Origin of the sequence: Vulcanisaeta distributa JCM 11216 (genome assembly GCF_001315985.1) — an archaeon.
Classification (GTDB): domain Archaea; phylum Thermoproteota; class Thermoprotei; order Thermoproteales; family Thermocladiaceae; genus Vulcanisaeta; species Vulcanisaeta distributa_E.
The window spans coordinates 1-8416 of record NZ_BBBI01000029.1 but is presented as its reverse complement, the minus strand read 5'-3'; the positions used below and the strand labels follow the sequence as shown (position 1 = coordinate 8416).

General features: G+C 46.3%; 9 protein-coding genes and 2 pseudogenes. 2 read left to right on the top strand and 9 right to left on the bottom strand.

Annotated elements, in window-relative coordinates; translation table 11 throughout:
• The 8 genes and pseudogenes from JCM11216_RS13535 to JCM11216_RS13500 form a co-directional block, all read right to left on the bottom strand.
• A partial coding sequence (locus JCM11216_RS13535; RefSeq protein ID WP_054854540.1) for a hypothetical protein occupies positions 1-480 on the bottom strand: 480 nt, incomplete at its 3' end.
• Positions 477-1250: a hypothetical protein gene (locus tag JCM11216_RS13530; RefSeq protein ID WP_054854539.1), complete on the bottom strand. Its 774-nt coding sequence runs from the start codon at positions 1248-1250 to the stop codon at positions 477-479. The genes JCM11216_RS13535 and JCM11216_RS13530, both read right to left, overlap by 4 nt.
• A complete protein-coding gene (locus JCM11216_RS13525) occupies positions 1240-1581 on the bottom strand; it encodes a hypothetical protein (RefSeq protein ID WP_054854538.1) in 342 nt (113 codons plus the stop codon). The genes JCM11216_RS13530 and JCM11216_RS13525 overlap by 11 nt, the downstream gene beginning before the upstream one ends.
• The gene (locus tag JCM11216_RS13520; protein ID WP_243676404.1) at positions 1574-1849 is read right to left on the bottom strand and encodes a hypothetical protein; all 276 of its coding nucleotides are present in this window, start codon (positions 1847-1849) and stop codon (positions 1574-1576) included. Before JCM11216_RS13520 ends, JCM11216_RS13525 begins: the two co-directional genes overlap by 8 nt.
• Positions 1837-2088: a hypothetical protein gene (locus JCM11216_RS13515; protein WP_054854536.1), complete on the bottom strand. Its 252-nt coding sequence runs from the start codon at positions 2086-2088 to the stop codon at positions 1837-1839. The genes JCM11216_RS13520 and JCM11216_RS13515 overlap by 13 nt, the downstream gene beginning before the upstream one ends.
• Complete coding sequence (locus JCM11216_RS13510; RefSeq protein WP_054854535.1) at positions 2063-2305, bottom strand: hypothetical protein; 243 nt, start codon at positions 2303-2305, stop codon at positions 2063-2065. Before JCM11216_RS13510 ends, JCM11216_RS13515 begins: the two co-directional genes overlap by 26 nt.
• 11 nt (positions 2306-2316) lie before the next feature.
• The gene (locus JCM11216_RS13505; RefSeq protein ID WP_243676403.1) at positions 2317-3189 is read right to left on the bottom strand and encodes a DUF58 domain-containing protein; all 873 of its coding nucleotides are present in this window, start codon (positions 3187-3189) and stop codon (positions 2317-2319) included.
• A gap of 5 nt (positions 3190-3194) precedes the next feature.
• Positions 3195-4113 (bottom strand): annotated as a pseudogene (locus tag JCM11216_RS13500) (MoxR family ATPase).
• A 370-nt stretch (positions 4114-4483) separates the two neighbouring features.
• Between JCM11216_RS13500 and JCM11216_RS13495 the strand changes: the two are divergent.
• Positions 4484-5347 (top strand): ARMT1-like domain-containing protein, encoded by an 864-nt coding sequence (locus tag JCM11216_RS13495; protein WP_243676402.1) that lies wholly within the window; start codon positions 4484-4486, stop codon positions 5345-5347.
• Between the two features lie 12 nt (positions 5348-5359).
• On the opposite strand, the gene JCM11216_RS13490 is transcribed toward JCM11216_RS13495, so the two are convergent.
• Positions 5360-7315 (bottom strand): hypothetical protein, encoded by a 1956-nt coding sequence (locus JCM11216_RS13490; RefSeq protein ID WP_054854533.1) that lies wholly within the window; start codon positions 7313-7315, stop codon positions 5360-5362.
• An 820-nt stretch (positions 7316-8135) separates the two neighbouring features.
• On the opposite strand from JCM11216_RS13490, the pseudogene JCM11216_RS13485 reads away from it, so the two are divergent.
• A pseudogene (locus JCM11216_RS13485) lies at positions 8136-8416 on the top strand (hypothetical protein); the annotation flags it as partial.

Here is an 8416-nt window from a genome sequence, read left to right as displayed (position 1 = left end):
TCCGCCACCCCCACCGCCACCTCCTCCACCACCGCCTTCACTACCCATATTGACTGGCTGTTCCATAATTGTTGACCAAGGAAATACTGGAGATATCATTAGCGCATTACTAAATGTAAGCGATATGGCGGGTTGTGTAATATGTGGCGGTAATGGACTTATTATTGGTTCGTTTATGAAGAGCATGGTCAACGTTCCAAACCCTCCAAAACCGTGAAGTCCGAAACCAATACCTGAGAAACCAAAGCCGCTACCAAATAATCCAGTGCCTAAACCATTAATGCCGAAGCCTGAGCCGAATAACCCAGTCCCAAGCCCAATACCTGGCATTTGCGATTTACTGACGCTCACTATATTCACCACGTTATTTGACTTAGACCCACTGGTCTTGATTATCAATGGCGTTATTGAGCTCATTAGAATCCAGGTAATTATGAGCACGATTACCAGAAAGATTATTGCAGCTGTTCTTGAGTTCATACGGCAACACCCACCTTTGTTAGTACCACAAGTCCGCTGGCAATTAACATTAACATGAATCCTATCAGTAACATCCCAATAATTGATAGTACTGACCCAATTATTAATATTGCCATAAATGCACTGCCAAGGAAATCTTTGTTCCTAATGAGAAGAATTAACAGGAGGGCCCCCCCAATGATGCCGATACCGAGAATCCATAAAAATGTGCCTATCGTTATTGGCCATGGAAATGGAAGAGCCATGTAAATGAAGGGTGAGTTCAATGTTAATACCATCCCCTGATTAACAACCGGAGTAACATCAGTGACAAGTAGTAATACTAAACCAATTAATGCTAACACAGGTCCAATTAATGATAACGATGCACCGGCCAACGCAATGAGGCCGAGGATTGACCTAGGGCTTTTCCAAATAGTATGTATGCCAAACCACAACCTTAAACCAGACAGTAGAGCTAATCCAAAAATTGTGAATAATATCGAATTAACAACAGCCGATAATGCAAAGAATAATATTGGCGAGATGCCATATCTACCGACTATCTTGGTAAAGGTTGATGGATGGGCTGATGGGTTGACTACCGTTACAAAGGCCTCGGCAAAGTCCCTAGCGGCCTTAAGTGGATCCTCCTGTATAAACGTGGCATATTGCGTCCCCACCAGGAGATTAATTATTATAGCCACAATTAGGAGTACTATGGTCCAGGCAATAAATGCCTTAAATAAATCCATAAACCCCAGGTCACTCAACGTTATCTTAATGCTCATAGCCCTCACCCCCCCTATGTATCCTCGCTATTACCATGGCTATTAGGTATACCATGATGAATATCAGTAACGCCATTATTGGCGCTAAACTAATGATCCTCAATACCTCCATTAACAGAGTAATCACGAAGGAGACTCCAAGCAGCAGGGCGCCAACGCCAATCACCACGGCATTCGTCACGTCCAACTCCCTAAACCCCTCAACGCCGTAGCCCAACTCCCTCATCCTCTTAGCAATCCTGTTACTTGCCTCGTAGACACTCCCGAGGAAGTACGCATAGATGGATAGGGTTATCGATAGGGCAAGCCACTTAAGGGTTGACTCACTCACGGCCCCCTAACGCAATACCTGTTGTGTACGGTATATAACCCATGGCGAAGGCTAAAAGGGCCATTGATGAAAATGCCGAGAACAAACCAGCCCTACCCAAGCCCTTACCCCCCCTGACAAGCCCCCCCACCACACCGATGACCACGGTTATGCCCATGAATACGTAGATAAAGAGCCTCGAGTAATCAGTCATGGTCATGAAGACCATGAATGGCGTCAGAGGGAGCAATAGGGCCAGTACTGCGGATACTGCCCTCATGACAACCACCTCACCCTGGGCATGAGTCTCGCCACGGCCAAACCCACGTTTTCACAAACCGGGTCCCAGGGTACGACAAGCACGCCCTTAGGTAACGCCCTGTACAGCCTAGCCCTGGTGCTCATACGTCCAATACACGGCACAACCTCATAATCACCAAGTTTTTCCCTCATTATCACAGAGCCGTGGGACACATCAATAACCAATGCCTTACCCAATAACCTACATCTGCCGCCCTGCCCCCACACATAGGGACTTCCTGAGGGCTGCGACCACGTCCTTACTGGCTATGTTAGTAATGACGATTAGTATTGGCCTTGTCTCCATGATAATCCTCAGCAGCGCAGGGTCTGCGAACTCGTACTTGGGCTCCTCCACATGCTCGATCCTAAGTAACGCACTCAGTACTCTGTAGAACTGGGTCTGGCCTGAGGAGGGCATTACATAGACGTCGCTTGGCGGCATAGTCCAGAGACCTACGTTATAGCCATACCTAAGCAGGACCTTAGTGAGGGAGAGGACCAGGGATGCCCCCCCGAACTCGAGGGGGGGTTCTCGTGTGGGTAACCGAGCCTCATCCACGGGCCTAGATCCACTAGGAATATCACGTTCCTGAGACCCTCCCTCTCATAATTATTAACCATTAGTTTACCCTCTATGGACCTGGCCGTGGCCTTCCAATTAATGAACTTGAATGGGTCGCCTGGTACGTACTCCCTAATGTCCATGAAATCCGTTGAATGAGGGCCAAGCCTATTCGGGGTCACCCTAGGCGTAACCGTGGAAGGCTTAATCCTGCCAACACCCCCCCTCCTGATGACCCTGTACCTAGGCATAACCACAAGCCTAATGCCCTCATCAACCTCATCCTCAATGATCCTAAGACCAAAGAGGTGGTGATAGGTATACCTAATGCGACCGAAATCATACACACCCCCCCTCTTCAATGCCTTAATCCTGAACTTGAACTCCCTATCGACATCCCTAAAGCCCTTAAAGATTATTTGGGCTGCCTTACCATTAATAACATCGAATCCCTCCCTATACCTCCTCGAGTCTCCATATGAGGCTGGCGGCATGGCTATGGAAACGAGCCCAAATCCACCCCCCCTGACCCTCACCTTAACCAAAGCCTCAACATCATCTCCGGCGAACACCCTGGTCTTTGATAGGTCAATGCTCATGGTTATGGCGGGCTTCGTATCTGTGGCCAGAGCCAGGAATACCATAAGCACCGAGAATATAATAGTCATTAGTAATTCCCTTGCTGTGTCTATGAGAGCTATTATGGCCACAAAAACGGGTATTGCCAGAAGTAGGTAGTACGATTTCACTATCTCTTTAACCATAATGATCACTTGGGCACGGGTATCTTACCCAGGTACTCAAGGACTATGTCCCTACCAGTCACCTCACCCTCAATCGCGTACTCGGGCTTTAGCACAATCCTATGCCCAAGCACGTCCGGAGCCACGGACTTCACATCGTCAGGTATTACGTAGTCCCTACCATCAATCACCGCGATAGCCCTAGCAATCCTCAAAAGCGATAACAAACCCCTTGGGCTTGGGCCGGCGGCCACCCTCTCATCATCCCTAATCACCCTGAAGGCGAGTATGTACTTAATGATGTCCTGATCAACCCTAACCTTAGCCTCAATGAATTGCCTAATGGCGAGTAATTCGTTGGCATTCGTGACGGTGTTTGCATAGCCGGTTGGGTCATCAGTCATCCACTTAACCCTCCTACTCAACAACTCGCTCTCCTCGGCTCGCTCGGGTAACCAAGGCTCATCTTAAGCATGAACCTGTCCATCTGGGCCTCGGGCAGTGGGTAGGTTCCCTCGTACTCAATTGGGTTCTGGGTCGCAATAACGATGAATGGTTGAGGCAACCTATACGTCTCGCCTTCAATCGTTACCTGGAGCTCCTCCATAGCCTCGAGGAGCGCTGCCTGGGTCTTAGGTGGTGCCCTATTGATCTCGTCTGCTAGGATGAAGTTTGCAAATATGGGCCCCCCATCATGGCCACGAACCTACCCTCACTCGGCCTCCAAACCTTAGTGCCGATGATGTCACTGGGCAGTAGATCAGGCGTGAATTGGATCCTCGAGAATTGCAGGCCCAGGACCTTAGCCATGAGCTTTGCTAGGAAGGTCTTACCAACGCCAGGCTTATCCTCAAGGAGCACGTGACCGCCAGCCAGCACCGCGGCCAAGATCTTCCTAATAACCTCCTCCTTACCAGAGTAATAACTAAGAATCTCACCAACAATAGCCCTAACCTTACTTTTAATGAAATCAATGTTAATATTATCTGAAAACACGCATTAATTGTGTTGCTCCTATTTTTTAACAATTACCATGAATAGTTATCATAGCATTCCCCGCACATAAAATAATAGTAGTCAGTGGTCAATTTAAGGTAGGTAAAGTAACGTTTCGATAAGAAGTCTCATGAGGTTTAAAATTAACGGTAATAAACTGGGAAAAGGCATTTAGTCGGTGATGTTTATATCAATAGGTGCATCAGGTGGTTTGGTCATTTCGTTATACCATCAAGTTCATAAAACATAGAGTATTAATTTTACTTAACACGGCACGCAATATTTATTATTTAATGTCCCGCGTCAATCACGGACTGCAATGCTTATGCGAAAACCGTGGTATGTAAGCATTAGCGATTGCCTACTCTGTGCGCTCGAGTCCAGGTTCGGCGAATTAAGAAGGCTTGGTATCAATGACGTTAGGTCATTCTCTGATCTGGGCAGGGTTGTGATGGACCTATCACCCCTGGGCAGGGCAACAGTGTTTATTGAGTCATTTAACCGTTTAACCAGATACCTTGGCATGGCTGATCCGCATGGTGATGAAAAATCCATGCTCGAGAAAGCCGCAGGTGAGTTAATTAGTAGGTTAGGCCTTGGCGATGATGTTATTAATTATGTGAAGCTCGCAGCCTCTGCGAACTCCGTCGATATACCAATGAGGGGTTACGACTTTAGCATCGATGATTTTGTGAGGAACATACTTGAGGAACCAACCTGGCTAGGTACTAATCCCGAGGACCTAAGGAGTAGGCTTAGCCATGCAGGGAGTATTGCCTACCTAGTTGATAATGCTGGCGAGTTTCAGTTTGACTTGCTACTCATTAGGAGGTTATCCTCAATGGGTGCTAGAGTCGTAGTGTATGCGAGGAGTAGGCCGTATGAAGTCGACGTCACTTATGACTACGTCACTAACTTCGCCAGAGACTTTGAGGTTAGGGCATTACCTGGTAATTACTCGGCCTTTTGGTACGATGACGTGGTGATGGAGTTAGTTAACTATGACTTAATTATTTCTAAGGGGGGGCTTGATAACCTTGAGTCATTCATGGAGAGGAAACCTAAACTCAACAACGTAATCTTCCTATTCAGGGCTAAATGCCCATTAATAGCTAAGTTATTCGGTGTTGATAGGAACAAACCCGTGGTTTCTATGGGATTGAACAATTCATATATCGACTGAGTGTATTAAATATCACCAATTACCCCCCCAACCGTAATTAAGCGATGTATTGGTCCCCCCCGCGCTTACTGTTATAAAGAGTGTTATCCACATACCATTACTTAGGTATAACTCACCGTTGAGTATCGACGGCATAAACATGGTCGGTAGATACCCAATACAATTCACGTTAGTTCCCTGGGAAACCACGACGCCTCCCGATGCGCCCAGGCCTGTTACGCTGGTGACCTCATTACTGCCAATGGCTAGGTCAAGCCTGAGGGTACCCTGGGAATTGGCATTAACCTCTACCGGGCTCGAGAATGTGCATGCCAACCTGCCAATACTGAACCCACTTATGTATAGGCTTTCCTGTGTTGGGTTCGTCACGTTTATCATCAATTCAGCACTCCCATTGGGGGGGTTTATTGCTAATTCACCAACTGCACTGGGGGGGTACTTTATGGTCGTCCAATTACCTGGGCCTGTCCAGTTAATCATTGGTACGTAGGTGTGCGGCCCCACGGGTATTCCAAGGCAACCGGCGACTAATGATGGCGTTGAATTAGTAATATTCTCTAGATACTCATTTATTAGGGTCTGGGCTTCCACCGGTGTTATTGTGCCGTTGAGCATCTCCTTAATTATTAGGGTTATATTACCAATAACGTTACCGTTGAGCTTCACGTAGCATAACGTGGGCATTACACCACCAATCCCATGCTGCTTCGCTAAGCCCCCCCAAATGGTGGAGTTAACATACGATAGATAATTCCTCGTTAAATTCATAACCCAAATGGTGTAGTAGGTCTCATTCTCATAATTATGCACTTCATACCTACATTGATCAAGTACCTGCCTTATTAATGTGGCATTACCACTACTGAAGGCATTAATTAATTTTGACCTGCACTGGAAATACTCATTGAGAATGTAGGGGGTTAAATTCGACAGCCCGGAATTATTCAATTCCCCCCCAGCAATACCCATGAACCTGGTAATTATGATATGCGTAGTATTTACCTCATTAATGAACTCCCTCACTTGCCATAGACAGTTGGTGTAGTTATTAATGAAATCGCTAGTTAGGGCATAGACCTCCGGTCCACTCAGTGACTCATTCACCAACGGTATTAACGTCTCATTGATATTACCCATACACTGCATTAACTGCGGCGGTATTGATATCGTCATATTTAGCAACTCAGACAATTGCGCCGCAGCCACCGAAGCATTTTCACTCAACGGTGCTAGGTATTGCCCAACCGCCTGAGGTAATACGTGAACTCTTACGTTTGGTGGGGGGGTTAGCAATGAAATTGCCATCACCTCAGCCTTCAGTATTATTAATTGCTTGACTGTTGAATTAAGGCCAGCACCCATCAACTCATCGAAGGTCATATTCAGTATATTCACCGCGGTATTTAGACCTAGGAAGGCGCTGGGTGGTACGTGAGAATAGAGGCTCCCCCCCTCTTCATTGCTTAGTATGATCATGCCCATGATAACTAAATGAGAGGCATTACCGTACCTACCCAATACGGAGAGAATCCTTAACGTGAAGTTAGCAAGGCTTTCATTACTCAGTAAATTATTAACCACCGTATTATTCATAGTAGATGCCAGTGAGGTATAGCCACCGAGTATTGTCTGCGTTTCATTAACATGACCGCCAACCATTAATTGAGAGGCCAAATTAATTGCATTATTCAACGTGGTAATGGCGCTTAGGTAATTACCAGCATTTGCATAGGACTCGGCCTCATTAATTAACTCAATCACCGATGTAGAGTTAATGCCACTTGCATTCAAAGCCTCAACCCAGCGCTCAGCCATAATTAAGTGGATGTAGTAGGATGCAGTGAGACCTGAGGCATTAACATTCCCATTAACGCCAATGGAGGAACCGACACCCTGAGCATGCAAAACGGCAACACCCATAATAACCAGTAGGGCAATTCCCACAGTAAGGAATATTGGGAACCTCATCAATGAATTTAAAAACGCAGATGTATTTAAGGAAGTACCCGTGAAAAGACCGTGAAAAGCCAGAAACATCACATTTAAATGATGCGCGACGAAAAAGACCTAGTCAACATTCATTACAATACAAAATACCAACATTGCTATTAATTAAGATAAGTCAGGCTTCAAGCGGAGTGCTATGACCTAACGAGAACAAGCCAACCACTTCACCCACTCAATACTCCATTAAAATCCTCTAGGAACATCCAACCAGGGCTATGGTTCACGGGGGGGCTTGACCCCTCAATATTCTATTGAAATCCTCTGTTTCGTTGTTTTATTTGCCTCTTTTCAAGTTTTCCTCATTGTTTTCTTGGTCCTCGTTGGTACGTCTTTCTGCTCCTGACTCTTGTGAATCGTATTTGTCCTCACGGTATTTCCACCTCTAAACACCAAGCCCACCTCAACGGCACTTAATACATTGCAAAATAGAGAGCATGAAATCGCGCATACTCCCCCCCAGTATTTTTGGTTGTGGGTGGTTTGCCGTGAATGGCTATAGTTAATGCACGCAAGCGTACATTGATTGCCTTTACTGAGTCCTGTGCCCTGTACACCCTTATAAGGCTCGTTGACTAGCCTTGTTGATGAACACTAGGGAGTTGATTGCCGACTTAATATTTATCGCCAAGTCACCAATCGATGCCGTGGATAAAAAGGCGTTACTCATTGGCTTGGCGAGTGTGGTGTGAGACCAGCCCCCCCACTCAATTCTGCTCGGCTCACTTTTTCTGAACAGCCGGAGTTAGAAAAAAGTCCCGTGAATTAGAGAGAACTGGTGGTTATGGAGTTTGGGTTAAGGCTTTTGGTGGCTTTGTCTGTGGTTGTCGCCCTGGCTTTGGCGCTCGTGCTTGCACTGCACATCGTTAATGGGCCTAAGACAATTAATAGGGCGAGTCTCGGCACAGTTAATGGGCCGGCACCGATAGGCATAAACACGCCAATCTACGTAGTCGGACCAACAACACTCATTCAAGGACTGACTAGTATTGGCATTAATCAATCACTGATCAAGCCCATAACCATTAATGAATTACCAAGCCTACCAAACAATAGCCTAGTAAT

Coding starts and splice junctions, on each gene's coding strand:
- JCM11216_RS13530 (WP_054854539.1), bottom strand. CDS start 1,250: ATGAGCATTAAGATAACGTTGAGTGACCTGGGGTTTATGGATTTATTT.
- JCM11216_RS13510 (WP_054854535.1), bottom strand. CDS start 2,305: ATGCCGCCAAGCGACGTCTATGTAATGCCCTCCTCAGGCCAGACCCAG.
- JCM11216_RS13505 (WP_243676403.1), bottom strand. CDS start 3,189: ATGGTTAAAGAGATAGTGAAATCGTACTACCTACTTCTGGCAATACCC.
- JCM11216_RS13495 (WP_243676402.1), top strand. CDS start 4,484: ATGCTTATGCGAAAACCGTGGTATGTAAGCATTAGCGATTGCCTACTC.
- JCM11216_RS13490 (WP_054854533.1), bottom strand. CDS start 7,315: ATGAGGTTCCCAATATTCCTTACTGTGGGAATTGCCCTACTGGTTATT.